Here is a 25469-nt window from a genome sequence, read left to right as displayed (position 1 = left end):
CCTCACTCCTCGCGCATGGCCATGCTGGGCGGGACGCGCGCGGCGCGCCAGGCGGGCACGTAGCCCGCCACCAGCGCCACGACGAGCAGCACGAAAGCCGTCCCGACGAAGATGAGCGGGTCCGCGGGGCTGACCTCGAAGAGCAGCTTCGACAGGCCACGCGCCAGGACCAGCGCCAGCACGGAGCCGATGAGGACCCCCAGCCCGGCGAGCCGCAGCGCCTGGCTCAATATCAACCAGAAGATGCTCCCTTCCCGCGCGCCCAGCGCCATGCGCACGCCAATCTCCGTCCGCCGCTGGGTGACGGAGTAGGCCATGATGCCGTAGACGCCCCCGGCGGCCAGCAGCAGCGCCACACACGCGAAGAACCCCAGCAGCGCGGCCAGCAGGTGCCTGGAGCCGAACGACTCCGCGATGAGCTCCTCCAAAGGCCGCGGCGACGGCGGTGGTTGCTCGGGGTCCAACGACGCCATTCCCTCACGCAAGGACAGCGCCAGCGACGACGCCGCCGCCCCCGTCCCTCCCACAGTCACCATCATCACCATCGCGTCACGCGGAGCCTGCGCCAGCGGCAGGTAGAACTCCGGCACGGATGAACGCACCTGCCCGCGCCACAGCGTCCGGACGTCACCCACCACGCCGATGACCTCCCATGGCTCGGTGCCTCCCGTGAAGAAGCGCTTGCCCAGTGGCGACTCCCCGGGCCAGAAGCGCCGCGCCAGGGCTGAGTTGATCATCGCGACCCGGGGCGCATCCTCCACGTCCAACGCATTGAAATCGCGCCCCTCGTGCAAGGGGATGCCCATGGTCCGGAAATAGCCCGGGGAGATGACGCGCTGACTGGCCTCGGGCAACTGCCCGGGCAGCGGCTTCGGCTGCCCCTCCAGATAGATGTTCGAGCTCTGACTGCGACGGCTGATGGGCGGCAGGCTGGCCGCCGAGACAGCCTGGGCTCCCGGCATGGAAGACAACCGCTCCTGCAGCGCATGGAAGAAGCGAACCCGCTCGGCGTCCGTCGGGTACTTGGTCTCCGGCAGCGTGACGTCGAAGTAGAACACGCGTTCGGCGGCGAAGCCGGGTGAGGTCCCCTGGAGCTGGTAGAGGCTTCGAAGCATCAGGCTCGCGCCGACGACCAGCATCAAGGCCAGGGCCACCTCCGCCGTCACCAGGGCCGAGCGGATGCTCTTTCGCCCCGCCGTGGCGCCCGCCCCCTCCCGCATCGCCTCCAGCGGGTTCTGCCGCGACATCTGGAACGCGGGCGCCAGGCCAAACAGCACCCCGGTAATGGCAGACAGCCCGACACAGAACAGCAGCGCCCCTCCATCCACCTGGATGGATTGCCACCCGGGCAGGCGCTCCGCCAATCCGGGCGGCAGCATGGTGGCAATCATGTGCGTGCCCCACAGCGCGCCCAGGATTCCCAAGCCCCCGCCCAGGAGCGACAGCAGGACGCTCTCGGTCAGGGCCTGGACCATCAGGCGCGTCGGGCTCGCCCCCAGCGCCCCACGAATGGCCAACTCCCGCCGCCGGGCCGCCGCGCGCGCCAGCAGCAGGCTCGCGACGTTCGCGCACCCGATGAGCAACACGAAGCCCACCGCGCCCGCCAGGGTGATGAGCAGCGGCCTCAAGGGCCCCAGGTAGGCCTCGCGCACGGACGTCAGCCGCACGGTGCGCTCCGAATCCGTGTCGGGGTACCGCTCCGCCAGTTGCCCCGCGAGGACCCGCAGGGCGTCCTCCGCCATCGCCACGGAGAAGCCAGGCTTGAGGCGGCCCACCACCCGAACCTTCCGGTCCCCGCGCGCATCCAGCTCCGCCTGCGTCGGCGCGAGCGGCACCCAGGCTTCGGCGCCAGGCGGGAAGTCGAAGCTCTTCGGCATCACGCCCACGACCGTGTAGGGCGCACCATCCAGCGTCACGGACTCACCCAGCACGGAGGGCGCGCCACCAAACCGGCGCCGCCACAACCCGTCCGACAGCACCACCACCGCCTCGCCACCCACGCGGTCCTCTTCCGCGGAGAACGCCCTGCCCAGCGAGGGCCTCGCCTCCAGCGCGGGGAACATCGCGGCACCCACCCGAAACGCCTGGAGCCGCTCCGGCTGCAGCGCGCCGCCCAGGTTCAAGCTCCGCGGGACAATCCCCGCCACGTGCTCGAAGCCCCCCGCCTGCGCGGTCCAGTCCGCCAGCGTCGCCAGGGACGTCTCGCTCCGCTCGACACCCGCCTTGGGAAGCGAGTCCCACACCATCACCAGACGCTCCTCATGCGGGAAACGCATGGGCTGGAGCCAGATGGAGTTGACCACGCTGAATATCGCCGTGCTCGCGCCAATCCCCAGTGCCAGCGTCAACATCGCGACCAGGGTGAACGTCGGGCTCTTGAGCAACAGCCTGGCGCCAAACCGGATGTCCTGACGAATTGTATCCATGACCCTCTCACGCAACAGCATGCCATGCGGCGTGTGCCTCGGCGACGCGCGTCACCACGAAGGCCCAGGCCCGGCGCGCGAGAACACCCAAGTCCGTGAATTTCCACAACTGGCAGACATTTCATCAAAAACATGTCTAAGCCTGGACATTCGTTCGAGGTACGCCGTACTCTTGGAGATCCGAGCTACAGGCATCAACTGGCGTCAGGCTCGGCACGTACGGCGACAATCTCGTGCCGCGCGTGTGGTTTGATTCACCTCCCCTGGAGTCCCTCATGGTTGAGAGCAACATCGTTCTGAAGCCCGAGGTGGTGACGTTCAAGCAGCTGGATCCCGCGAAGGTGGACGCGCTCCGCGGCCAGCTGAGCATGATCCTGGGTCGTGGCGAGTTCCCCACGCTCTCCGCTCGCGCGGGCGCCGTCGTCGTCAAGGAGCCGCAGGATCACACCAGCCACACGTCTGACGGCTGGTTCTAGCAGGTCTCTGCTCCCCGGCGCCCATCCCTGGGCACCGGGGAGCAGGTTGTCTTGACGCAAGGATTGCCCCCTTCCCGCCGCAGGAGCATCACTCGCTCCGAGCCCCGGTGGTGTTCACCTGGATGGGATTGGAGACCGGCTCCTCGCCCTCCCCGACCCGCGAACCCTGAGTCAGCCGTACCCGGGTCAAGCGCGCCGAATCTCACGTGTAGCAGTTGTTTCAGCGAAAACACGTCTACGCCTGGACATTCGTTCGAGGGACGCCGTACTCTTTGGGATCCGAGCCGCTGACATCCACGGGTGTCAGGCTCGGCACGTTCGGCGACAAGCTCGTGCCGCGCGTGTGGTTTGATTCACCTCTCCTGGAGTTCCTCATGGTTGAGAGCAACATCGTTCTGAAGCCCGAGGTGGTGACGTTCAAGCAGCTGGATCCCGCGAAGGTGGACGCGCTCCGCGGCCAGCTGAGCATGATCCTGGGTCGTGGCGATTTCGCCCAGATCACCGCGCGCGCGGTCGGCGGCCCCGTCAAGGACCAGGAGCCGCAGGATCACACCAGCCACACGTCTGACGGCTGGTTCTAGCAGGTTCCTGCTCCCCGGTGCCCATCCAGGGGCACCTGGGAGCAGGTTGTCTTGACGCAAGGATTGCCCCTCCATGCAGCAAGAACTTCGTTCTGCCCAAGCCCCCGTCGTATTTCACCTGAATGGGATTGGGGACCGGCTCCTCGCCCTTCCCGCCCTGCGAGCCCTGAGTCAGCTGTACCCGGGTCGAATCAGACTGGTGGGTGCGCCAGGTGATTCAAGCCTGTTCTTCTATCAAGAGCTCGGGCTCATGAAGATTCACGAGGTCCGCGCGACCACGCAGGGCACGGAGCGGAGCATCGACGCCGAGACGCTCCGGCAGGCGGTGGGAGCCTGCGACTTGTTTGTCTGTTTCAACACCTGGCACGCGACGGGTGTCTCCGAGCTGCTCGAGGGGTTTCCGGCGGCCACCGAGACGGTCGGCCTGTATCGCCGTTACAAGCAGTGGGTCCGGAGTGAAGAATCCCAGCATTCCGCGGACCGGCTCTTCTCGCTGGCCCAGCAGGTGGATCCCACCCTGCGGCTGGAGGACTTCGCCCAGGCTCCCGTGCTGACGGCCGAGGCCACCGAGGCCGCCAGGAACTTTCGTGACAGCGTCCCCGATGGGGCCAAGGTGCTCGCGCTCCATACGGAGACCGGCGCCCGGAAACAGTGGCCCGTCGCCCGCTACCGTGCGGTGCTGGATGCCTTCCTGACAGCCCATCCCGAATGGCTCGTGCTCAACGTGGACTACAGCGCCACGGAGCTGGCGCCCATGGTCCATGAGGGCCGCGTGCTGTCCGTCCCAGGCGCCCCACTCGATGTCGCCATGGCGCTGCTCGGCGCCTGTGATGGCTTCCTCGGCATCGACTCCTGCATGCTGCATGCGGCGGACTTCTTCCGGCTCCCTTCGGTGGGCCTGTTCGGAACGACCTCCCCCCAGCAATGGGGCTTTCGTTTCACTCCGGCCTTCCGCGAGCCCACCGGGAACGGGAGCATGGACGACATCACCGAGGAAGAAGTCCTCGGCGCGCTCACGGACCTCGCCGCCGGGCGGCTGCGCCCCGCCTGAGCGGCGAGGGCGCCTGCCCCGGCGGCCTCAGCCGCTCTGCACGCTCAGCATCGGCGGCATGGCCTGCGAAGAAGCCTCTGCCGGCAGACCGTTGGCCATCTCCACCAGGGCGGCGTCCATTCCAGGCATCATCCGCAACAGGGGGATGGGATCCTCCACCAGCTTGCGCAGGACCCACTCCACGACCGCCAACGTCTGCAGGCATTCCTCGGAAGCATGGGGGCGCGGCGTCGCGTCCCCGGTCCGGGCATAGTCGAGCACCGGCAGCACGCCGCAGTAGGGATTGAAGGCGCACTCGCGGCACTGCGGGTCACGATCCCGCAGCGACAGGTTCATGGACCGGAACGTGGCCTTGTTGCGGATGAGCGCGTCATAGGTCGTCCCCTTCACGTTGCCCAAGCCGAACTCGGAGCGCATCGAACGGGCTTCGTCCGACGGCAGGATTTCGCCGTCATGGTCATAGGTGATGGCCGAACCGAAGTCCCCGACCGGGTTGCGCCAGTCCACGAAGCCCGTATCCGTCGGCTGGAGAATCTTGGCCAGGACGACCCGGACCACGCGCTCGGAGTAGTTCTCGTTCTCCTGGCGGTTCTTCTCGTAGATGTAATCGAGCGCGTCCAGGTAGTAGTGGAGGAAGTCCTGGATGTCGAAGGGCAGCTTCTCCTTGCGAGCGTTGCCCAGGGCCTTGAGCTTCAGGATGGCGAGGTCCTTGAAGCCCTGCGCATGATAGAAGTCGATGGTGCGCTTCAGCTCCTTGGCGTTGGAGGCCCCCACCACGCACAGGGGCGACGCGCTGAGCACCCCGGGGAATCGGTCGCGGAAGTGGGTCAGCCGCTCCATGACCTTGCCGAAGCTGCCCGCCCCGCTCCGCGTGACTCGGAATGAGTCGTGAATGTCCTCGGGACCGTTCAACGAATACGACACGTTGATGCGGTTCTCCTTGCAGTACGCGATGTGCTCGTCGGTGGCGACCATGAGGTTGCTCACCACGGAGAAGCGGAGCCGCTTGCCCACGGCCTCGTTCTGCCTGCGGGCCTCCGCGACGAAGTACTTCATGCCCTCGAAGTTCAAGAAGGGCTCGCCGCCCTGGAACTCGAAACCCAGGAAGGGGGCCGGAGAACCGAGCGCGAAGCGGATGATGGCATCCGCGACATCGGGCTGCATGTCGAAGCGCTTGGAGTCCGCGGAGATGTTCTCCGGGTTCATGTGGCAGTAGGTGCAGTTGAGGTTGCACCGCTTGGACAGCACGACGATATGGAGCCCCGGCCCCGCGTAGGTCCGGTCATGCCAGCGCTTGAGGTCCTCCAGTACGCGCGAGGAGTTCTGCGCGGTGATGAGATGGCTGGTCTGCTCGAGCCGCTCGAACAGGGCCTCATCCATGGAGATTTCATCGAGCTGGGCATTCTCCGCGCCGGACAGCAGTTGCATGGCGCCCGTCCGGGACAGCCGCACGAAGTGGTCCGGGCCCACCTGCTTCGCGGGGAAGAAGTTGGGCAGCCACTCGTCGCGATAACGCAACCCTGGGACCCTCATGCGGCACCTCCGGCGTGCTGGGAATAGCGGGCCGCGAGCACTGCCGACTCGCGCCAGTCCATGTATGTCTCGGCGTCATTCACCACGGGGCCGCTGGCGGCCACCCGCGAGAAGTGCTGCTTCATCCAGGCATCGAAGGCCTGGTCCATGTCCGCATCCGCGACACGCTCGATGAGCGGGTGCTGCTCACTCAGGGCCTGGGCCATCTGCGCGAGGAGCACGCGCCCTTCGGGCGTGGGACGCTCGAAGTCCAGGAGGGTCCGGAAGGAGAGCAGGTTGCAGCGGTGTGACTTGAGCAGTTGGAAGCGCCACTCCCGCTGCTTGAACTCGGGCCTGTCCAGCGCCAGCAGCCGGAGCCGGTTCACCGCCAGGAAGGAGTGCAGGCCCAGATGCACGCCACGCAGGGGGCGAGGGTCGGTGCGGTAGGCGGAGACGAAATCGGGACGTGAGTCGTCCCACCGTCCGAATGCGCGCGAGTCGAGCAGCAGATACATGCGCTCGTGTTGCAGCTCGTGGACCAGGTCCTCCGCATGCTCCAGGCCGTTGGCCACGCGCGTGAGAAAGACAGGCGTGCCAGCCCCATACGAGGACGAGCAACGCACGCTCCGGTTCTCCGGGCCGCCCATGTCGACGAGCGCGGGGAGCAACACGCGGGCCCAGTCGAGCACTTCGGGCCACAGCTCCCTCAGGATGTGGAAGGCTTCCTCCGTGCTTCGCAGCAGGGGCATGGGCCGCCAGGTGCCCGTGCTCCCATCGTCCGGGATGCCCGCTTGCTCGCGCCGGCCGGTGATGCCGAGCATCTCGCTGTCGTCCAGCACCGGAACGTTCCAGGTCTCGGACCAGGGCAGCGGCTGGATGCTCACGGGCGCATCGCCCGTAAGCGGCAGCGGGATGCGCAGCCCGGGGCCGGCGTGCCCCTCGGCGGAGAGCAGGCACTCCGCGCCAGAGAAGTGCCAAACGACGCGCCCCTCGCCGGGGCCGCGCACGTCGAGCCGCTCCCCCCGAGGCAGGCAGTAGAGGGTCCGCGGCGTCACGAAGAAGGCTTCGCCGTGGGTGACCTCTCCCCGCAGCCGCTGGACGATGAGCAGGGACGCGAGGTTGCCCATCAGGCATTGAATCAAGTCAGGCCCGACGACGGCGGGCCCCAGCAAGCGGCCGAGCAGCACCGTCGTGCTCCAGTGCTCCAGGAACTCACGCGCCAGCGTCGGCGCGCGCTCGACGAGCTCGAACGCCTCGGAGAGGAGGGACTGGAGCTCCGCGGCACATCCCCCCAACTTCCCGAGCCGCTCCGGCTGCTGGACCCAGCCCATGAGCAAATCGAGCTGCCCCATCTGCTGCGCACGCAACAGCTCACGCGCCGAGGCTTCCGTCTCGGGGGACAACGGCGTCGGGAACGTGAATGCATCTTGGAATTGCATCAGTGACTCCAGTCGAGCACCAACGGCGACTCGTGCGTCAGATGGGACAAGAACGTGAAGATGGCCGACCGGACGTCGTCGTGAGGCAGGGAGAGGGCCGCGCTCACGTCGCCGACCATCTCGGCGACCGTGCGTCCGTCACATTGGTCCAGCAGGAGCGCCTCGAGCGTCGACAGCGGCTGATAGCGGATGCCCGCCGGGCTCGCGTAACACAGGACCTCGGACGTCTCCGGCGACAGCGGGCGCGCGTCCAGCAGCCGCGCCAGGTCTCGCGTGACTCGCAGGTGGTAGGGCCCCAACACCGGGCGGCGCTGGAGGAGGCTGTCACGCAGGACCGACAGGTGGCTCGCGCGAAGCGCCTCGGTGCGCTCGTCACGGCGGGCCAGTTCCTTCATCCGGCGTGACATGCACTGAATGTGGAACAGGCCCCGGTCCATCCACAGACAGGCCGCCAGGTCCTCCCGCAGCGGCTCTTCGAGCGCCGGCTCACACAAGAGCGCGGCCTCGACAGCGGCGAAGTAGCCAGCATCCATGTCTGAGGGCTCCGAGACCTTCGACGGGAGGAGCGAGACCAGCCTCGCCGCGAGCTCGAAGGCCTTGCCCTCCACGAGGCAGCGGAGCGTCCGGGGCGCCAGGACCGCCGCGGGGGTCTTGTTGACGGACACCTGGCACCGCTCCAGCAAGTAGCGCAGGTCGCGGGTGGATGCGCGCACCACTTCCCGGATGCCCTCGAACGGCTCCAGCCAGCGCGCGAGGTCGTTGTTGTCTCCCCAGCCCCAACGCTGAATGGGTTTGCTCGGGTGATATCCCGTGAAGAAGGTCGTCAACAGGGCCTGAGGACGCCGCTGCCCCCGCGCCGGTTCGAAACGACGGCCGGGCTGCAGCAGCGCGCAGCGCTCCAGGACGTGCTCGCCGTAGACAAGCCGATACGGGGGCTTCCAGGGCACGAGCGCCGAGTCATGAGCGCGCGTGACCGCGGCGGCCATCCAATGCGCCCGGTCAACCGGGTAGCGCTCCAGGCGGTCTTCCCGCGGCCGCCCCGCCATGGACAGCGTGCCCCCACAGGTCGCGATACGCGCTGGCTTCAACCAGTCGCAGAACGCGAGCGCTCCCACGGAGTCCATCTGATTCCAGAAGCCCTGCCACTGGACCGAGGCCCCCGTGGGAACGAAGGCGACATCAACCCGGCCCCGGAAGGCCTCCAGCGCTTCGCGCGTCCGGGGTGAATCCGTCACATCCACCGCGTCCAGCGCCAGCACATCCGGCGTCTCCACCAGCAGGGCACATTGCTCCTCGCCCTCCCCCGAACACTGCGCGGGCAGGATGTGGATGCGCAGGTCCTGGGCCAGCTCGACGACATCCCCCTCCTGGAAGGGATGGAGATTGCGAAAGCCCAGCGCCGTGAGAATCGCGCGAGCGCTCGACTCGGGCGCCGCGCCCGGCTTCGGCCTGTCGAGGAAGTAGAGGGCGACGTCTTCGCGAAGCCCCAACAGGCTGGGTGGATGGAGATGGTCGTCGTGCGCGTGGGAGAAGAAGACCGCGTCCACCGATGACAGGTCATCGAAAAACCACGCGGGACATGCAGGCTGCCGAAACTCCAGCTCCCGCAGCACCAGCACCGGGTCGATGAGAACCCTCAGAGGACCGCGCTGAATGACAAAAGAGGTGTGGCCCAGGTGCTCGATGAAAGTCTGCACAGCCTGCCCATTATGAATATTCAGAATTCAACGTATCAATTCGTATCCCCGAGCGTCAATCCAGACCACGGGGATGACGACTCAGCGCGGCCGGAGCAGCTCGGACGTACGGTGTGTGGCCAGATAGGCCTTGGCCTCAATCACCGGGCCCCCCGTCAAGCCCAGCTTGACGTGCGCGAGCCGCTTATCGAAGACACTCTCTCGCGTGGCCGAGCCAGCGGGCAGATTGACCTGCGTGCGCCCCGGCCACGCCAGCAGCGCGTCACGCCGTGAGGGTGCGCAGAGTCCCCGCGTCACGAGTTCGTCGAGCAGGCGTTGCCACCGGGGCTCCTCGGCGGGCTGCGCACGTCCCTGGAATGAGCATTCAAGCCCCAGCGTCGGCAGCAGCTGCGGCGCCAGGTCCAGGTTGAGCATGAAGCGATTGACGCCAAGTGGGAGGACCCACGCGAGAGTGTCCCGCAGTTGCTGGAAGTCTCCTGGCCACGCCACGGATTCCAGGTACGCCACCACGCGCTCGGGAGGCACGTTCTTGAGCGTGAAGCGCAGGTTCTTGCTGCGCCGCGACATCATCACGCAGGCCGCATAGAGGTGTGCACCGGGAGGCAGCGCCTCGATGCAGACATCCATTCCCCGCTGAAGCTCTGGCGTGAGCGGTGCCTCATCCCCACGCAAGAGCGGAAGCCCCGCGTGGAGCGTCGCGCGGTAGGTATCCGACTTCTGCCGGTGGAGCGCTTCGTTGACGGCGACAGGCTGGTCCCGTGTGCAGAGGAACACGATGGGCAGCGGAGGCGAGGCGACTGGCGCATCCAGGTCGAACTCCAACCAGAACGCGTCGACTTCCCGGTCGAGCAGCCCGCCCGGCTCAGCCCACCCTCGCGCGAAGTCGCGAATGCGCTGCCACTCGGGAGCAGCGAACAAGGGCGCTGGGAGTTCTGAGTGAGGATGCCTGCCAGCAAGCAGCGCCTGACCGTCGTGTTTGATTCCCAGGATGAAGTCCACCCGAGGCGTCCCCTCCAGCAGCCGGACCTCGAAGCCCCCATCGCCCTCCAGCGCCGCGGGCAGCCATTCACCCAGCGCGAGCAGTCGGGCTCGCGACTCGGGAGAAAACAGTGCGGGCGGATAATCATTGTCGAAAGCCGCCAACGTCTCCTTCCAGGCGCCCGACCGAGGCGGGAGCGCCCCCGGGAGGAAGTTGTCGGTCCGGTCCGCCGCGATGCGCGCGATTCGGACGTACCGGACGAGCGCTTCGATACACAGCGCCGCCGATGCCTCGAGCGAGCCGTAGACGACGTCCCTGGCCTCGTATAGCGGCGCCACGGGCCAGAGTCCCTCCTCGCTCTGCCCGCTCAGCAGCAGGGACGCCATGGAATCCAACGTCCGCTCGAAGAGGTTGACGTCCGTGGGGCGCCCCAGGTTCATCAGGGCACTCATCGCGAGGGCGACATTCACCGCGCCGCGCACCTCCCCCTTCTCCCAGAGCGAAATGAGTTCTGCCCGAAGGGGGACCGCGAGCTGCCAGTGGTCACCCACGTGACGAACCCAGCGCGTCAGCAGGTAGCCCAGCAGGAAAGGCGAAACCGCGGGCTCACCGCGTGCGCAGCCCAGAAGCCCCTGGGTTCGAACCCTCTCGGAAACAAGCGCGGCGCGGCCCGGTAGCGACCGCCCTTCGTGCGCCGCCAGGAGCAGGAGGTCCGCGGTCGTGGCGACGTCCGCTTCATGAGGAACGCCCTCGATGGCCGCCGTCCCTGACTCGGACGATGTCTGCGCTGCGTCGCGCGACAGGAGCGCAGCGAGCGCCGGGGGTGGGTCCAGCGGGATGTTCCATTGCCTCAACGCAACCAGCGCGCGGGCCGACTCCCCCGCTTCCGACCGTTCCGAATCAGGGGAGAAACGCCAGAAGCCGGTCGACGCGCGACTGGAGAGCAGCCGCCGCACGCAGGACGCCCCATGCGCATGCCCAGCCCCCTCACTCTCGGCCAACGCGAGGAGGACCAGCGTTGCCGCCGCCGGCGAGTCCACCGAATGAACGCCCGCTCCCGTGGAAGCCAGCATCTCAGCGACGGGAAGCTGCTCCAGTGCGGCAACCGCCGCGCCAATCGCGCCATCCAGCATCTCTGCCGTGGGCCGGATCGGCTCTCCTGGAATCTGAACAGACACGGGCTTCCTCCGAGCGACGCTGGCGAATGGACGCAAAGCGTGCCCGAGCGCGAAGCTCAGGGTCAATCACCTCTCCATGTAAATTGCTGAAATCAATTTAGACCCCCACTCCGTGTAAAATTGGCGAACTGATACTCTCGCGGCGCCCCATCCTCCACTCGGCAGCGAAGCCCGAAGCCCCGGCGCGAGACACGCACCGGGCACCCCGCGGGACTCCGTGTCCGCCAACATGAAGCCGATGCGGGTGTTGCGCGCGGGAGCTTCTGGCTGCTGTTGCACGAATTGTCCGAGGAGTCGCCCCACGGGTTCCTGGTGGAGTGCAAGCACGGCCGCATGCCTCAGCTGGCGAAGCGGGTATCCCCGCGCCTTACGTCCAGCTCCCGCCGTCAGGGGGATGCGCTGACAGGCGCCGAGGAGCGCTTCATGCGGACCAGATGGCTTCCACGCGGGAGCGCACCTTGCGCCGCGCCTCCGCGAAGCCGGGCTGCGCGCGCAGGGGTGTCAGCGCCGGGCAGCGGTCCATCCACTCCAGGTCGATGAGCGCCAGGTTCGCCGCCTGCTGGAGATAACGCAGCGCCTCGGCGGGCGCGCCCCGGATGCACATCAACTCCGCCGCGAACTGACACACCATCGACGCGAAGCGCGAGTTCACCTGCTGCCGGGTGAGCATGCCGTCCAGGGTGGCCATCGCGGCCTCCTCCGACACCTCGCCCAGCGCCGCCGAGCAGTAGGTGGCTACGTAGGAGGCCATGTGGCTCGGGTCTTCGTTCAACGCGTCCCGGCACTGGCGGACGTCGTCCATGTCGCCCCTCCAGGCCGCGCCCCGCATGCGGAGGATGAGGACCGCCATGCCTAGTCCCGGTGCACGACGCCCGCGGAATGCGCCGCCGCCAGGCCTTCACAGAGCGCCAGGACCAGCCGCGCCGCCCGAGTGCTCGCATTCCACCGCGCCCGGCCAACTCCTCGAGGACATAGCGCCCGGCGAACAGCGCGCCCTCCGTCACGTCGGTGATGGCGGGACGCGGGTGCGGCGATAACAACGTCGCATCGGTCCCCTCGGGTGGCGCACTCCGGTTTTTCTCCTCGGACGCAGCGCGGAATCTACCCTGCCGGAAGTCGGGGTGCCTGGCATTCAGGACGGGCCAAGGATTCCTGGAATATCGAGACCGACCTCAGCGGGACACCGGGGGCGTCTCCGGCGGCTTCGGCTTGAAGAGCGCACACGCACGGACCGGCTGCGGAGGGTACTTCTGAGGCAGCAGCGGGCAGAGGATGAAGGTCGTGGTCCTCGACTGGACGTAGCGAGGTGGCGCGGCGCAGCGGTGGCAAAGGCTGTCGGGAAACGGCAGCGATTCGGGCGGGGGCGTCGTCATGGCCTTCAGCCCTGGAGCATCGCACGAATCCCACCGCGAGCCAGGTGCTCATGGAGAGCGGCCATGCAAGCGATGACATGGCCGCTCGCGAATGCCGCCTCAGTCGCGCAGCTCGAGCCACACGGGAGCGTGGTCCGAGGGCTGCTTGCCCTTGCGCTCCTCGCGGTCCACGTCCACGACCGTCAGTCGCTCGGCCACGGGCGCCGTCACGTAGAGGTGGTCGATGCGCAGGCCCAGGTTCTTCGGGAAGCCGAGCATGCGGTAATCCCACCAGGTGAACTTCTGAACGCCAGGGTGCAGCCTGCGGAAGGCATCCGAAAGCCCGAAGGCGCCCAGGCGCTGGAGGGCATCCCGCTCCTTCAGCGTGAAGAGCGTCTGGCCTTCCCACAACTTCGGGTCATAGGTGTCGATGTCCTCGGGCGCCACGTTCCAGTCCCCGCCCAGCACCAGGGGCTCGTCGGGCTTGTGCCGTGTGTCCAGGTAGCGCCTCAGCCGGCCGTACCACTCCAGTTTGTACTGGTACTGCGGCGAGTCCACCGACTGGCCATTGGGCGCGTACGCGCTCACCACGCGGATGCCGCCCACGGTCGCCGCGATGAGGCGCGCATGCGAATCATCCACGCCGTCGGACAGGCCCTTCACGACGTCCTTCGGCTCCTCCTTCGCGAGGATGGCGACGCCGTTGTACGTCTTCTGCCCGTGGACGGATGCGTGGTAGCCCAACTCCCGCACGGCCTCCATGGGGAAGTCGTCGTCCACGCACTTGAGCTCCTGCAGGCAGAGGACATCCGGCTGGGCCTTCTTCAACCAGGCGAGCAGCCGTTCCTGACGGGCCCGCACCGAGTTCACGTTCCAGGTGGCGATCTTCATCGCGCGGACCGTCGCATGCCGCCCGCGCCCCCCGCCATGCTTTTCCCCGGCCCTGTGGCCACAGGGCCACACAGCCCCCTCCGTCCCTCTGGGAGCATGCGTGGCACGCCAGTCGCAATGACGCAGGGTGGGAGGCCGGCACACGGCGCCCCGGAGTCCCCGTCCCGGGAGCCCCGCCAGCAGTCGAGGTCGCCGCCATGCGCCGCAACCACACGAAGCCCACGTCCCACACCAGATTCCGCCCGCCGACCTCCGTGCGGCGCGCGCTGGTGCTGGCAAGCCTCGTGGTGCTCGGGCTGGCCCTGGCGTGGGCGGATGCGCCGCTGCCCCGGGCGCTGCGCGCGTGGCTGGCCGCGGAGGAGCAGTCCACGTCCAACGCGGACGCCACGGCACCGGATGCAGCCAGTCCTCGGGGTGACGCCGCCGCGTTTCCGCCGGCTTTCGAGCAGCCCGCGCCTCGTAGAGACATCGGCATCGCGCACGTCGGCGACGCGTCCGGAGGCGTGTCGGAAGGTTCGAACATCGCGCCGGACGCCGAGCTCGCGTTGCCACACAGACATGGACGGCGCGTGGACCACTTGAGCCGGGCCCACCTGTTGCGCGACTGGGACGACCTCGCCGGCGCGCTCACCGAGTGCCGCCGTGCGATTCATGACGCCCCCGACGACGTGGCCGCCTTGGCGCTGGCGGCGGAGCTCGCCGGGCTCACGGGCCGGACGGACCTGGCCGTGCGTGCCCATGCCCAGCTCGGCCGCCTGCTTCCCCTGGATGCCCGCCCCTTGGTGCGTCAGGCGCGGCTGCTGGTGTCCCTGGGCCACCATGCCGAAGCGGTTTCCGTGGGCGAGGAAGCCGTGCTGCGCAATCCCGAGTACGTGGAGGCCTATCAGGTGCTCGGGCGCGCGCACCTGGCGCAGGGTGAGCTGGCGAAAGCGATGCTGCGTTTCGAGCAGGCGGTCCACCTCCACCCCGAGCACGGCTATGCCCTCAACAACCTGGGCCTCACCTACCTGCGTGCCGGAGAGGCCCAGAAGGCCGCGGACGTGCTCGTCCGGGCGGCGGAGCTGCTCCCGCACGTGGCTTATGTGCACAACAACCTGGGCGTGGCCTACGAGCGGCTCGGACAGGTGGAGGTCGCCCGGGCGGCCTATGCCGCCGCCATGCACCTGTCACCGCGCTACGTCCAGGCCCACGTCAACGCTGACCGGATGCGCCGCACGGCCCACGCGGACATGGCAGGCGCCCGGAGGGAGCATGGGCAGCAGCGACCCATCCAGGGTGAGGCGCCTGCTTCCCGGTAGCGCCTTCCTGCCTGGAGGCCCTGCGCCGGGCGAGCCTCCAGAGCGGTTCCCGTTCGGTGTCCCCCGGTCTAACCTGCGGACTTTCTTTCCAGCGCAATGACCACGGCTCCCCAGATGCCCTCTTCGCCCGATTCCTCCACACCCACTCCCCCCGCGCCGCCTTCGCGACCGGGGTTCGGTGCCCGGCTGTGGCGCTGGACGAAGCGGCTGCTCATCACCGGCCTCGTGTGCCTGGTGCTCGGCGCCATCACCCTGGCGGGCGGCTACGCGTACTACAGCCAGGACCTGCCCTCCGTGGACGCGCTGCGCAACTACCAGCCGCCTCAGGTGACGAAGGTGACGTGCGGTGACGGCACGCTCTGCGCCGAGTTCGCGCACGAGCGGCGCACGTTGATTCGCGTGGAGGACCTGCCGCCCCACGTCCGCAACGCCTTCCTGGCCGCCGAAGACGCGGACTTCTACAAGCACGAGGGCCTGGACTTCTTCGGCATCACCCGCGCGGCCATCAAGAACCTCATCCCCAACAGCCGCAAGTCCGGCGCGTCCACCATCACCCAGCAGGTGGTGAAGAACCTGCTGCTGACCCCTGAGCGCAGCTTCTCCCGCAAGGCGCGCGAGTGGATTCTCACGCCACGCGTGGAGGAAGCGCTCACCAAGGACCAGATTCTCTCGCTCTACATCAACCAGTCCTACTACGGGCAGCGCCGCTACGGCATGGAGGAGGCGGCGCTCTTCTACTTCGGCAAGCACGCCAAGGACTTGAACGTGGGCGAGGCCGCCGTGCTCGCGGGCACGGTGCAGCTCCCGCACCGCATCAACCCGGTGACGAACATCACGCGGGCGAAGTCGCGTCAGCGCTACGTGCTGGACCAGATGGCGCGCAACGGCTTCGTGTCCGCGGACGTGGCGGAGGCAGAGAAGGAGAAGCCCATCGTCCTGGCTCCCCGCCGGGGCAAGGTGGTGGGGCCGTATTACACGGAGGAGATTCGCCGCACGCTCATCGCGCGCTACGGCGAGCAGGCGGTGATGGAGGGCGGGCTGCGCGTGGACATCGCCATGGTGCCCAAGCTCCAGCTCGCGGCGGAACAGTCGGTGCGCGACGGCCTGGAGGCGGTGGACCGGCGCCAGGGCTACCGCGGTCCCCGTGGCGCGCTGGAGAAGAGCCAGTGGGAGCGATACCGGGCCCTCATCGCCACGCGCATCGAGGAGGCGGGCCGCCGCCAGAAGGACCAGGGCTACGTCGCGGACCTGTCCTCGCTGGCGAAGGTGGAGAAGGAAGAGCCGAAGACGCCCGAGACCGCGGGTGCGCCCCTGGACCCGCTGGAAGAGGAAGGCACCGAGGAGCAGCGGCCGGACCTATCGCCCGAAGACGAGGCGCCCCTCTCCGCGGACCAACTCCTGGCGCAGTCAGTGCGCCTCAAGCCCATGGAGGAAGGCCTGCGCCTCACGGGCTACGTCATGCAGGTGGACGACAAGCGCAACGTGGCGCGCGTGGACCTGGTGGGCCGCACCGCCGAGGTGGCCTTCGCGGCCGTCTCCTGGGCGAGGCAGAAGGGTAAGAGCACGCCGAAGAAGATTTCCGACGTCTTCACGGAGGGAGAGCTCGTCTTCGTGCGCGTGCTCAAGGCACCGCCCGCGCCAGCCTTCGTGGAAGCGACGCTGGACCAGGTTCCCGAGGTGCAGGGCGGACTGGTGGTCATCCGTCCGGAGAACCGGCACGTGGTGGCGCTGGTGGGCGGCTACGACGCGGAGCGCTCGTCCTTTAACCGCGCGACGCAGGCGAAGCGGCAGCCTGGCTCGTCCTTCAAGCCGTTCCTCTACGCCGCCGCCATGGGCAGTGGCCGCTACACGCCGCTGTCCAAGGTCAATGACGCCCCCGAAGCCGTCCGCGACCCGTACACGGGCAAGACGTGGAAGCCGCAGAACTACGACCGTCAGTTCCACGGGCCGATGACGCTGCGTGAGGCGCTCACCAAGTCGAAGAACACGGTGTCCGTGCGCCTCATCGAGGCGCTCACCCCGGCCACCACCATCGACGTCGCGCGCCGGGCTGGCATCCACTCCCCGCTGCCGGAGAACCTCACGCTGGCCCTGGGCACCGGTGAAGTCACGATGCTGGAGGCCGCCAACGCCTACGCCACGCTCCAGGCCAGTGGCCGCTATGCGGAGCCCTTGCTGCTGCTGCGCGTGCGCGACGCGCGCGGCAAGGTGCTGGAGGAGCATCAGCCGGCCTTCGAGGAGACGCTGCCGCCCGCGGTGGCCTACCTCACCACGTCGCTGATGCGCAGCGTGGTGGAGGACGGCTCGGGCCGGGCCGTGCTCGCGCTGGAGCGCCCCGCCGCTGGCAAGACGGGCACCACGCAGCAGTCCCGCGACACGTGGTTCTCCGGCTACACGGCGGACTGGGTGGCCAGCGCGTGGGTGGGCTTCGACAACAACGCGCCGCTGGGCGGCAGTGAGACGGGTGGCCGCGCCGCGCTGCCCATCTGGCTCCAGTTCATGCGCGTGGCCCACGAAGGGCTGCCCACGCGGGAGTTCGAGGTGCCCCCCGGCGTCGTGCAAGTGCGCATCGACCCCATCAGCGGACTGCTGGCGGGCAACTCCGTCCCGGGCCGGCTGGAGCCCTTCCTCGAAGGCACGCAGCCCACCGCGGAGGCGCCGCCGCCGGGGCAGGTGACCACCGACCAGTTCTTCCTCGACGAAGGCAACAGGCGGGGATTGTGAGCCCTGCCCGAGCCCTGCTGCTCGCCCCCGTGCTGGCCACGCTCGCGGCGCGGGCGGCGCCTGCGTCCGACACCACCGCCGCCATTCCCCGGCTCGCCCGGCAGGTGACGGGGGCCGTGCGCGCGCAGCGTGGCGTGGAGTCGCCGGTGGCGGTGAATGTCACGGGCGGCTCGGCTGAGCTCCGCCGCGCGGTGAGCACGATGCTCGCCTCGCAGCTCTCCTCCGCGGGCCTGCCGCCCGTGGTGCTGGAAGCGCCCACGGCCGATGCCGCCGAGACGCTGGCGCGCGCGCAAGGTGCCCGGACGCTGGTGCGACTCTCGCTGAACGTCGAAGGCGGCGAACTGCGCGCCCGAGGTGATGTGATTGGCACCTGGGTGAACTTCTGGTCCGGCCGCACGCCCACGCGGCCACCCAAGCCCGCCGCCGCGCTGGTGGAGACGGTGCCCGCGGACCCGACCGTGTTGGCGCTCGCGTTGGAGGGCGGAGGCACTTCGCCCACGTCGCCCCCGGAAACGGGCCCTCAAGGCATCCGACTGCTGGGCGCGACGCTGGCGCGACTGGAGCATCCCCTGGCGGCGCTCGCCGCCGGGGACCTGGACGGGGATGGCCGGGATGAAGTGGTGGCCCTGACGGAGCATGACGTCTCCGTCTTCGACGCGGAGGGGCGGCTCGTCGCGCGCAAGGCGCTGGACTCCCTACCCGCTGGAAGCGCCACCACCCGGGAGCCCTTTGGCGCGTTGGCGTTCCTGCCGGGGCCACCCCGGCTGGCCGCGTGGAGCACCCGCCATGCGCACGGCGAGCTGCTGGCGCTGGACAAGGCCCGCGCCACCCTGCGCGCCGTGGGGACGCTGGACACGGCGCCGCTGGGCGCCACCGAGCGAGGCACTTTCGTTCCGGGACAGACAGCCTTCGCGCCCACCCTGAAGCTGGCGGAGGGCCGCGCGCTGACGGTGCCCGCGCCCTTCACCACCGCGAGCATGGATGCCCAGCGGATGCTGTTCGTCCACCCGGATGGCACCGCGGCCTTCTACACGCACGCGGGCGCGGCACCGGCGCGCTGGACGAACCTGGGCGCCGGCAGCGCGCTGGGAGACCTGGATGGGGACGGCGTGCCGGAGCTCATCACCACCTCGACTCAGCTCACCCCCGCCCCCGATGTGCTGCGCGTGCACGGCACCTCCGGGGACGACCCCGGCACGCACGAACCGCTGTGGCAGGGCGCCCTGCCCACGGGCCGCGCGCTGTACGTGGTGACGGCCCGCCTGGACGGCGACAAGCGCCGCGAAGTCATCGTGGGCCTCTGGAAGCCGGACGGCACCAGCGAGCTGTTCCTCCTGCGCCAGGGGGCGCCATGAGACTCCGCTCCACCCTTGCCTGCCTCGCGTTGCTCGCGTCCGCGTCCGCGCAGGCGGCCGGCCGTCCTCGTTACGGGGGTGAGCTGCGCGTCGCCCATGGCGGCCCGCCGGAAGTGGCCGAGCCCGCGCTGGCCGACACGCCCCTGGAAGCAACGCTGCTGGGGCTGCTTTCCCCACCGGTGTGCCGTGCCACACAGGACGGCGGCTTCGAGCCCGCGCTCGCGCGGGAGCTGTCACGTCCCACGCCCCAGTCCCTGCGCATCACCCTGCCCGGCCCCGCGTCCGCCACCGCGCTCGCGCGTGCATGGATGCGGCTGGCGAGCAACGACGGCGCATCACCGTACCGGGCCCTCTTCCATCCGCTGCGCGGTGAGGCGCGGCAGGTGACGCCCCAGGGCGCCACGCTGGAGCTGACGCTGGCCTACCCCTGGCCGGACCTCGAGCGCGCGTTGTGCCATCCGGCGCTGGCGCCGCCCGCCTCCGCCAACGCCCTTGGCCCCTTCACCGCCGCGGGACGCGGGGCCCTGGAAGCGCAGACGGCCTGGCCCCAGGGACGCCCGTACCTGGACCGGTTGCTGCTCACCGCCACGGACCAGCGCGGCCTCTCACGGCTGTGGTCGTCCCGGCAGGTCCAGGTGGAGCTGGGCGTCGCGTCGGAGACGGACACCACGGCCGGCGCCCCGCTCTACGCCACCTTCCTGGCCTTCTCCCCACGGCGGCTGCCCCCGGACTTCCGGCAGGCCGTGGAGAGCGCCATCGACCGCGAGGACCTGACCCGCCTCTTCGTCCAGGCGCCCGCGCAGCCCATGCCGCACCTGCTCCCGCCAGCGATGCTGGACGCGCCCGCGCGCCCCCGGCCGTCCGCGCCGTCGGCGAGCCCCGCGCGGACGGTGACGCTGCGCTACGACGCATCGGTGGAGGACCAGCGCGCGGTGGCGGAGCGCATCCAGGTGAAGCTGCACGAGCGCGGCTACACCGTGGCGCTGGAGGCGCTCCCGCGCGCGGCCCTGCGCGCCCGCTGGGCCCAGGGCGACTTCGAGCTGATGCTGCACGCGCTGCTGCTGCCCCCCATCCCCGGGCCCGCGCTGGCGGTGGTGCTGGATGCCGGTGGGCGCAAGGACTTGCTGGGCGTGGAGCTGCCCGCCATCGGCGCGCTTCCGTCCTCCGCGGCACGGGACGCGCGGGCGCGCGAGCGGGCCCTGGCCCTGGCCGCGTCCGTGCCCCTGGTCCCCCTGTACGTGCAGGGGCTGGGAATGCGCTTCGCTCCGGACGTGGGCGGGGTGATGATGGATGCACAAGGCCTCCCCTCGCTGGACGGACTGCACGTGCTTCCACCGGAGGGGACGGCGATGGGAGGACGTCCTTGAGGAGAACGGCATGCGCTTGAGGACGCGGCTGGCGCTCGCCTTCGCCCTGCTGGCCCTGGTTCCGCTCGCGGTCGTCGTGCCCCCCACCCTCACCCGCTTGCGCGACACGTTGTCGCGCGAGCTGGACGCGCGCATGGAGGCCGCCACCGCCTCCGCGCAGGAGTCCCTGGAGCGCTCCAGCGCCACGGCCCGCCGCGCGGTGGAGGAGCTGGTGGACAGCACCAGCATGGAGGACCTGGCCCGCGAGGCCCGCGACCGCCCCACCCGCGCCATCCAGGCCGGCACCGCCGAGGCCCTGATGAAGAGCCGCGGCCTGAGCGTGCTGGCCCTCTTCGACCGCGAAGGAAGAGTGCTCTCCTCCGGCCACCTGCCCGCGCGCCGGGGAGACCCGGACCCGGCCCTCTTCGCCGTCACCCAGCAGAAGTCACCCCGGCCCGTGCCAGTACGCGTGGAGGTGCGCACGGCCTCCGGACTCCGTCAGCTTCCGGCGCTCGTCACCGCGCGCCCGGTGGACTTCGGGGACTTGCGGCTGTGGGCCGTGGGCGGCGTGCTGCTCGATGAGAGCCTGGCGCAGCACCTGGCCCGCCTCACCCAGACGCAGGTGACGCTGCTGGCGGGTGACACGCCCCTGGCCAGCGCGGGCACGGCCGAACCGCCGACGGTGACGAAGGCGCTGCCGCTGGGAGAAGCGGCCACGGTGCGGCTCGTCTTCAGCCGCGCCGCCGCGCGTGAAGCGGAACAGGGCGTCATGCGCGCATTCCTCCTGCTGGCGGCGCTGGGCGGCACTTTCGCGGTGCTGCTGGGCCTGCTGGTGTCCCGGTGGATGACGCGGCCAGTGGAGGCCCTTACCGAGGGCGCCCGGCGCGTGGCCGAAGGCGCGCTGGAGTCCCAGGTGACGGTGGAGGCCAGCGGCGAGGTGGGCGAGCTGGTGCGGACGTTCAACCGCATGACGTCCGAGCTGAAGGCCACCACCGAGCGGCTGATGGTCAGCGAGCGCATCGCCGCGTGGCAGGAAGTGGCGCGGCGACTGGCCCACGAAATCAAGAACCCGCTGACGCCCATCCGCATGTCGCTGGAGACGCTCCAAGCCGCGCAAGAAGCGAAGCACCCACGCTTCCCAGACATGTTCAAGGAGAGCGCGGGCGTGGTGCTGGAGGAAGTGGACCGGCTGCGCCGCATCGTCGACGAGTTCAGCCACTTCGCGCGGATGCCCAAGCCGCAGCTGGCGCCCGTGGACCTGGGCGAGCTGGCGCAGAGCGTGCTGGCGCTGTACGCCACGCCTCCGGCCGGCATCCAGATTCTGCCCACGCTCCAGACGGGCGTGGTGGCGCGGGTGGACCGCGACCAGCTCACCCAGGTGCTGGTGAACCTGGTGAAGAACGCCGAGGAGGCCATGGCGTCCACGGGGGGCACCCTGCGCGTGCGCGTACGCTCCACCGAAGCCGACGCCATCGTCGAGGTGGAGGACAGCGGCCCTGGCATTCCCCTGGAGCACCGCGCCCGGGTCTTCGAGCCCTACTTCACCACCAAGGACGGCGGCACCGGCCTGGGGTTGGCCATCGCCTCGCGCATCCTCCAGGAGCACGGCGGCAAGCTGGAGGTGGGCGGAGAGCCCGGCCACGGCGCGCGCTTCAGCCTCGTGCTGCCGCGCGAAGCCTGACTCAGACGCTGCGCTCCGCGAAGCGGACGTGGACCAGCACGGGCAACCGTTCCTTCACCCAGGGCAGCACGTTGAGACCGTTGTAACCGTACCGGAAGAAGCCCCGCGGGAAGGTGTAGGGCTTCAATTCCACCTGGCGGATTCGCGGCTCCCACCGCCGCAGCGTCGCCTCCAGCGCGTCGCGGTTGATGCCCCAGGGCATGGGTGGCACCTGGTACGCGCGGGTGCGGCGCAGCCCCTTGAGCGTGCGCCGCGAGAGCCAGCGGGGAATCGTGTCGAAAAGGAGCTCGGCGCCCGGGAAGCGCTCGGCGATGTCCACGATGAGCCGACGGACGTCGTCTTCCTCGAAGTACATGAAGAGGCCCTGCGCGACGATGAACACGCCCTTGCTGGCGTCCACGCGGTCCATCCATGCCCGGTCCAGGGCGCTCACCGGGAAGTGCATCAGCCGCTCGTTCGGCGTGAGGAAGCGCTCCCGGATGGCCACGGCTTCCGGAAGGTCCACGCTCAGCCAGCGCAACTGCCCGTTGTCCAGCCGCTGCGCCTGCGTCTCCAGCCCTTCTCCCAGCGACACCACGAAGCCGTCAGGGTGCGTGGCCAGCCACGCGCGAATGCCCCGGTCCATCGCCACCGCGCGAATCGCGAGGGACGGCTCCGCGCGGCCAAAGGACTTCTCGAAGTCGTAGTCGATGGCGCCGTAGATGCGCAGCGCCTCCGCGTCCTTCAGGACGCCGTCCGGCCGCTTCGCCTCCCCTGCTCGGCAGTGCAGCGTCCAGAGCATCGTCTCCGGAATCCCCGTGAGGTTCGGCACGTACCGCGTCTGCATCGTCCCCCTCCTGATATCAACGACTTCTCCCGAGCGAACTCCGCCAGGCGCCTCAGTGCGCCGCCGACCTGGAGAAGGTATTGATGACGATGACGCCCGCCAGGATGAGCCCGATGCCCACGAGCGCGGGGACGTCCAACCGCTGGCCGTGAAGGAGCCACGCCACGCCGGAGACGAGGACGATGCCCGCCCCGGACCAGATGGCGTAGGCGATGCCCGTGGGGATGGTCCTCAGCGCGAAGGACAGGCAGAAGAAGGCCACGCCATAGCCCAGCACCACGAGGATGGACGGCCCCAGCCGCGTGAAGCCGTTGGAGCTCTTCAGCGCAGAGGTCGCCACCACCTCGGCCACGATGGCAATCCCCAGATAGACCGCGTTGTGCATGAACCGCCTCCGCGGGCCTCTATAACCACCGGCTCCGAAGGCGGCCCGCGCGAACGTCCGAAACGAGAAGGCCCGCGGCCTCTCGAGGAGACCACGGGCCTTCGGCACTTCAGCAGCGGACAGGGCCGCGCTCGGGCTCAGTCCTTGACGGGCGTGGCCTTGAGAGCCGCCTTGCCTTCCTTCACGTAGACCTGGAAGCGCACCGTCTTGCACGCGTACTTCTGGACGAGCTGCTCCTTGTTCTTGCGGAGCTTCTGCACGAACTTGTCGTACGTCAGGCCGTCGGCCGCCTCGCCACACCGCTCACGGGTGGTGAGGAACTCGCGGAAGACCTCCTGGAAGTGCTGCTCGTCGGTGAGCGCCACCGCGGAGTTGCCCAGACCCGGAAGCGGAATCGCGGCGGGCTGAGGGGCGGAGCGCGGCGGCGGCATGGGGATGGCGTCCGACGTCGGAGGCCGCGCGCTGGCTTGGAGCAGCTCGCGCGGAATCGCCGCCACGCGCGTCGTCTCCGGGCTGTCCGGTGCGGCCTGGGAGGCCGCCAGGGCGAAGGGGTCCGCCGCCTGTTGCAGCGAGTACGCCGCCGTGGGCTGGTCCTCGAAGGCGAACGCGCCCCGGCGAGGCGACGCGGGCGACAGCGGCTCGGGCCCACCGAAGGACTCGGGAGAGGACTCGAACGGCATCGCCCCCGCGTGCGCGGGCTGCTGCTGCGGCGGCGCGGGGAACGGGAACGCCTCGGCCGAGCCGAAGGGGTCCGCCGCGGGCGCGGGCGCCGGAGGGGCAAAGGCAAACGGGTCCGCCGCGGGGGCCGGAGGCGGAGCCGGCGGGGCGAACGCGAATGGATCGCCCATGGGAGCCTGCGCCGGGCGCGACATCGCGAACGGGTCTCCCGCCGGCGGCGGCGCCTGCAGCGCGAACGGGTCTGCGGCGGGCGCGGGAGCCGGAGGAGCAAAAGCGAACGGGTCCGCGGCGGGCGCGGGGGCCGGAGGAGCAAAAGCGAACGGGTCCGCCGCGGGCGCGGGAGCCGCGGGCGGCGGCGCGAAGGCGAACGGGTCCGCGGCTGGCGCCGGAGCCGGAGCGGCGGGCGGCGGCGCGAAAGCGAACGGGTCGGCGGCGGGCGCGGGGGCCGGCGGCTGCGTGACGGCGGCCGGCGCGGGCGCCGAGGCCATGGCTGCCGACAGGCTCAGCGTGTCGGAGCTGCCACTGGACGCCTCCGCGTCAGCCGCCTTGCGGCCGGAGCCCATCATCAGCGTCCACAGGAGGCTCAGGCCCAGCAGGCCCGCCAGGGCGAACAGCGCGTTCTGCTGATACGCGGCCAGCGTGCCCAGCACCGGCTGCGTGCTGGCGATGGCGAGCACCTCCAGCGGCGTGCTGGCCAGCGCGCGGCGCGAGCCCACCATCAGCGGCGCGTTCCCACCCAGGGGGTCATTCTGGGTGAAGACAGGCAGCGCCACCGGGCCCAGCTCCAGGAACTTGCCGGTGCTCAGCACCACGCCCGAGGCATCCGCGGCGACCTTCGTCAGCGAACCTTCCGCCAGCAGCTTCTGCGGACCGGCGACGCCCGCCAGCGCGTCGCCCTTCACCAGCGCCAGCGCGGCCGCGCCCGACGCCTGGACGGCGGCCTCCAGCCCGCCCTCGTCCAGCAGCGGCGCGCCCAGCACCAGCGTCACCGCCGGCGCCCCGGCGTTCCACGACAACGGCACCGCGGCGAACGCATGCGGCGCACCGAAGGCATCCACCACGCTGGCCCCGGACTTGACGAGGCTCACCACGTCCAGCTTCGCCGCATCCGAGGACGGCTCGGCCCCGGCCACCGCGTGGAACTGCGTGTCCTGGGCGACCACGGCCACCACCGCGCCCTTGAGTTCCTGGGGAATCAGGGCTTCGACGGCGCTACGCACCGCGGCGAAGCGCTCGGCGGTGAAGGCGCGGGCGGCGGCGACATCCACCTCGACGCGCTCACGCTCGCGCTGGTTGCGCGGCGCGGGCTGCTCCGGAAGCGGCGGCGCAGCGGCGGACACCACCTCCGGCATGGCCGCGAGCTTCAGCACCAGCGACTGCACTTCAGCACGACGAGAATCCACACGGCGCGCCACCTCGGCGGCGCCCGCGGAAGCCTGGGCCGATGCACCCGCGACGGCGCGCTCGCGCAGCGGTCCCGACAGCATCGGCAGATGAGCAACGCCCAGTCCGATGACCAGGAATGCGAAGACGAGGAACTTGAGGCGGACCATCGCCGTCCTTTTAGCCCGAGGTTGAAGGGTTCCGCTTATAG

At 69.7% G+C, this 25469-nt stretch carries 19 protein-coding genes; 8 read left to right on the top strand and 11 right to left on the bottom strand.

Annotated features, from left to right (window positions below):
• Window positions 1-2: 2 nt before the first annotated feature.
• Window positions 3-2426 carry an ABC transporter permease gene (locus F8M74_RS03495; protein ID WP_141255891.1) on the bottom strand — a complete coding sequence of 808 codons (2424 nt, stop codon included), beginning with the start codon at window positions 2424-2426 and terminating at the stop codon, window positions 3-5.
• Between the two features lie 275 nt (window positions 2427-2701).
• On the opposite strand from F8M74_RS03495, the gene F8M74_RS03490 reads away from it, so the two are divergent.
• The 3 genes from F8M74_RS03490 to F8M74_RS03480 all read left to right on the top strand — a co-directional run bounded on the left by F8M74_RS03490 (window position 2702) and on the right by F8M74_RS03480 (window position 4534).
• Window positions 2702-2902, top strand: a complete 201-nt coding sequence (locus F8M74_RS03490) for a hypothetical protein (protein ID WP_216619703.1) — start codon at window positions 2702-2704, stop codon at window positions 2900-2902.
• Window positions 2903-3276: 374 nt separating this feature from the next.
• A complete protein-coding gene (locus tag F8M74_RS03485) occupies window positions 3277-3483 on the top strand; it encodes a hypothetical protein (RefSeq protein ID WP_216619702.1) in 207 nt (68 codons plus the stop codon).
• Between the two features lie 250 nt (window positions 3484-3733).
• Complete coding sequence (locus F8M74_RS03480) at window positions 3734-4534, top strand: glycosyltransferase family 9 protein (RefSeq protein ID WP_228559902.1); 801 nt, start codon at window positions 3734-3736, stop codon at window positions 4532-4534.
• A 27-nt stretch (window positions 4535-4561) separates the two neighbouring features.
• On the opposite strand, the gene F8M74_RS03475 is transcribed toward F8M74_RS03480, so the two are convergent.
• The 7 genes from F8M74_RS03475 to xth form a co-directional block, all read right to left on the bottom strand.
• Window positions 4562-6067 (bottom strand): radical SAM protein, encoded by a 1506-nt coding sequence (locus tag F8M74_RS03475; protein WP_141255886.1) that lies wholly within the window; start codon window positions 6065-6067, stop codon window positions 4562-4564.
• Window positions 6064-7485, bottom strand: coding sequence for an HEXXH motif-containing putative peptide modification protein (locus tag F8M74_RS03470; RefSeq protein WP_141255884.1), 1422 nt, complete (start codon window positions 7483-7485; stop codon window positions 6064-6066). Before F8M74_RS03470 ends, F8M74_RS03475 begins: the two co-directional genes overlap by 4 nt.
• Window positions 7485-9182: an MBL fold metallo-hydrolase gene (locus tag F8M74_RS03465; protein ID WP_141255882.1), complete on the bottom strand. Its 1698-nt coding sequence runs from the start codon at window positions 9180-9182 to the stop codon at window positions 7485-7487. Before F8M74_RS03465 ends, F8M74_RS03470 begins: the two co-directional genes overlap by 1 nt.
• Before the next feature lie 81 nt (window positions 9183-9263).
• Complete coding sequence (locus F8M74_RS03460; protein ID WP_228559900.1) at window positions 9264-11339, bottom strand: hypothetical protein; 2076 nt, start codon at window positions 11337-11339, stop codon at window positions 9264-9266.
• Window positions 11340-11760: 421 nt separating this feature from the next.
• Complete coding sequence (locus F8M74_RS03455) at window positions 11761-12141, bottom strand: hypothetical protein (RefSeq protein WP_228559898.1); 381 nt, start codon at window positions 12139-12141, stop codon at window positions 11761-11763.
• A gap of 370 nt (window positions 12142-12511) precedes the next feature.
• Entirely contained in the window at window positions 12512-12712 is a 201-nt protein-coding gene (locus F8M74_RS03450; protein WP_011555148.1) for a hypothetical protein, read from the bottom strand.
• A gap of 99 nt (window positions 12713-12811) precedes the next feature.
• Window positions 12812-13582, bottom strand: a complete 771-nt coding sequence (xth, locus tag F8M74_RS03445) for an exodeoxyribonuclease III (protein ID WP_141255878.1) — start codon at window positions 13580-13582, stop codon at window positions 12812-12814.
• Window positions 13583-13779: 197 nt separating this feature from the next.
• Here xth and F8M74_RS03440 point away from each other — a divergent pair, with 197 nt between their 5' ends.
• The 5 genes from F8M74_RS03440 to F8M74_RS03415 all read left to right on the top strand — a co-directional run bounded on the left by F8M74_RS03440 (window position 13780) and on the right by F8M74_RS03415 (window position 21986).
• On the top strand, window positions 13780-14880 hold the full coding sequence (locus tag F8M74_RS03440; RefSeq protein WP_141255876.1) for a tetratricopeptide repeat protein: 1101 nt from the start codon (window positions 13780-13782) through the stop codon (window positions 14878-14880).
• 96 nt (window positions 14881-14976) lie between these two features.
• Entirely contained in the window at window positions 14977-17604 is a 2628-nt protein-coding gene (locus F8M74_RS03430; RefSeq protein ID WP_216619701.1) for a penicillin-binding protein 1A, read from the top strand.
• Window positions 17601-18959, top strand: a complete 1359-nt coding sequence (locus F8M74_RS03425; protein WP_141255873.1) for a VCBS repeat-containing protein — start codon at window positions 17601-17603, stop codon at window positions 18957-18959. The genes F8M74_RS03430 and F8M74_RS03425 overlap by 4 nt, the downstream gene beginning before the upstream one ends.
• Window positions 18956-20326 (top strand): peptide ABC transporter substrate-binding protein, encoded by a 1371-nt coding sequence (locus F8M74_RS03420; protein WP_141255871.1) that lies wholly within the window; start codon window positions 18956-18958, stop codon window positions 20324-20326. Before F8M74_RS03425 ends, F8M74_RS03420 begins: the two co-directional genes overlap by 4 nt.
• Window positions 20327-20336: 10 nt before the next feature.
• On the top strand, window positions 20337-21986 hold the full coding sequence (locus F8M74_RS03415) for an ATP-binding protein (RefSeq protein ID WP_163884323.1): 1650 nt from the start codon (window positions 20337-20339) through the stop codon (window positions 21984-21986).
• A 1-nt stretch (window position 21987) separates the two neighbouring features.
• Here the strand turns inward: F8M74_RS03415 and F8M74_RS03410 are convergent, their stop codons facing one another.
• The 3 genes from F8M74_RS03410 to F8M74_RS03400 all read right to left on the bottom strand — a co-directional run bounded on the left by F8M74_RS03410 (window position 21988) and on the right by F8M74_RS03400 (window position 25428).
• A complete protein-coding gene (locus tag F8M74_RS03410) occupies window positions 21988-22812 on the bottom strand; it encodes a class I SAM-dependent methyltransferase (RefSeq protein WP_141255867.1) in 825 nt (274 codons plus the stop codon).
• A gap of 52 nt (window positions 22813-22864) precedes the next feature.
• Entirely contained in the window at window positions 22865-23197 is a 333-nt protein-coding gene (locus F8M74_RS03405; RefSeq protein ID WP_011555157.1) for an SMR family transporter, read from the bottom strand.
• A gap of 137 nt (window positions 23198-23334) precedes the next feature.
• Window positions 23335-25428, bottom strand: coding sequence for an MXAN_5187 family protein (locus tag F8M74_RS03400; protein ID WP_141255865.1), 2094 nt, complete (start codon window positions 25426-25428; stop codon window positions 23335-23337).
• Window positions 25429-25469: the final 41 nt, after the last annotated feature.

Origin of the sequence: Myxococcus sp. CA023 (assembly GCF_010998615.1) — a bacterium.
Lineage (GTDB): Bacteria > Myxococcota > Myxococcia > Myxococcales > Myxococcaceae > Myxococcus.
This window is presented reverse-complemented; position numbering and strand designations above follow the sequence as displayed.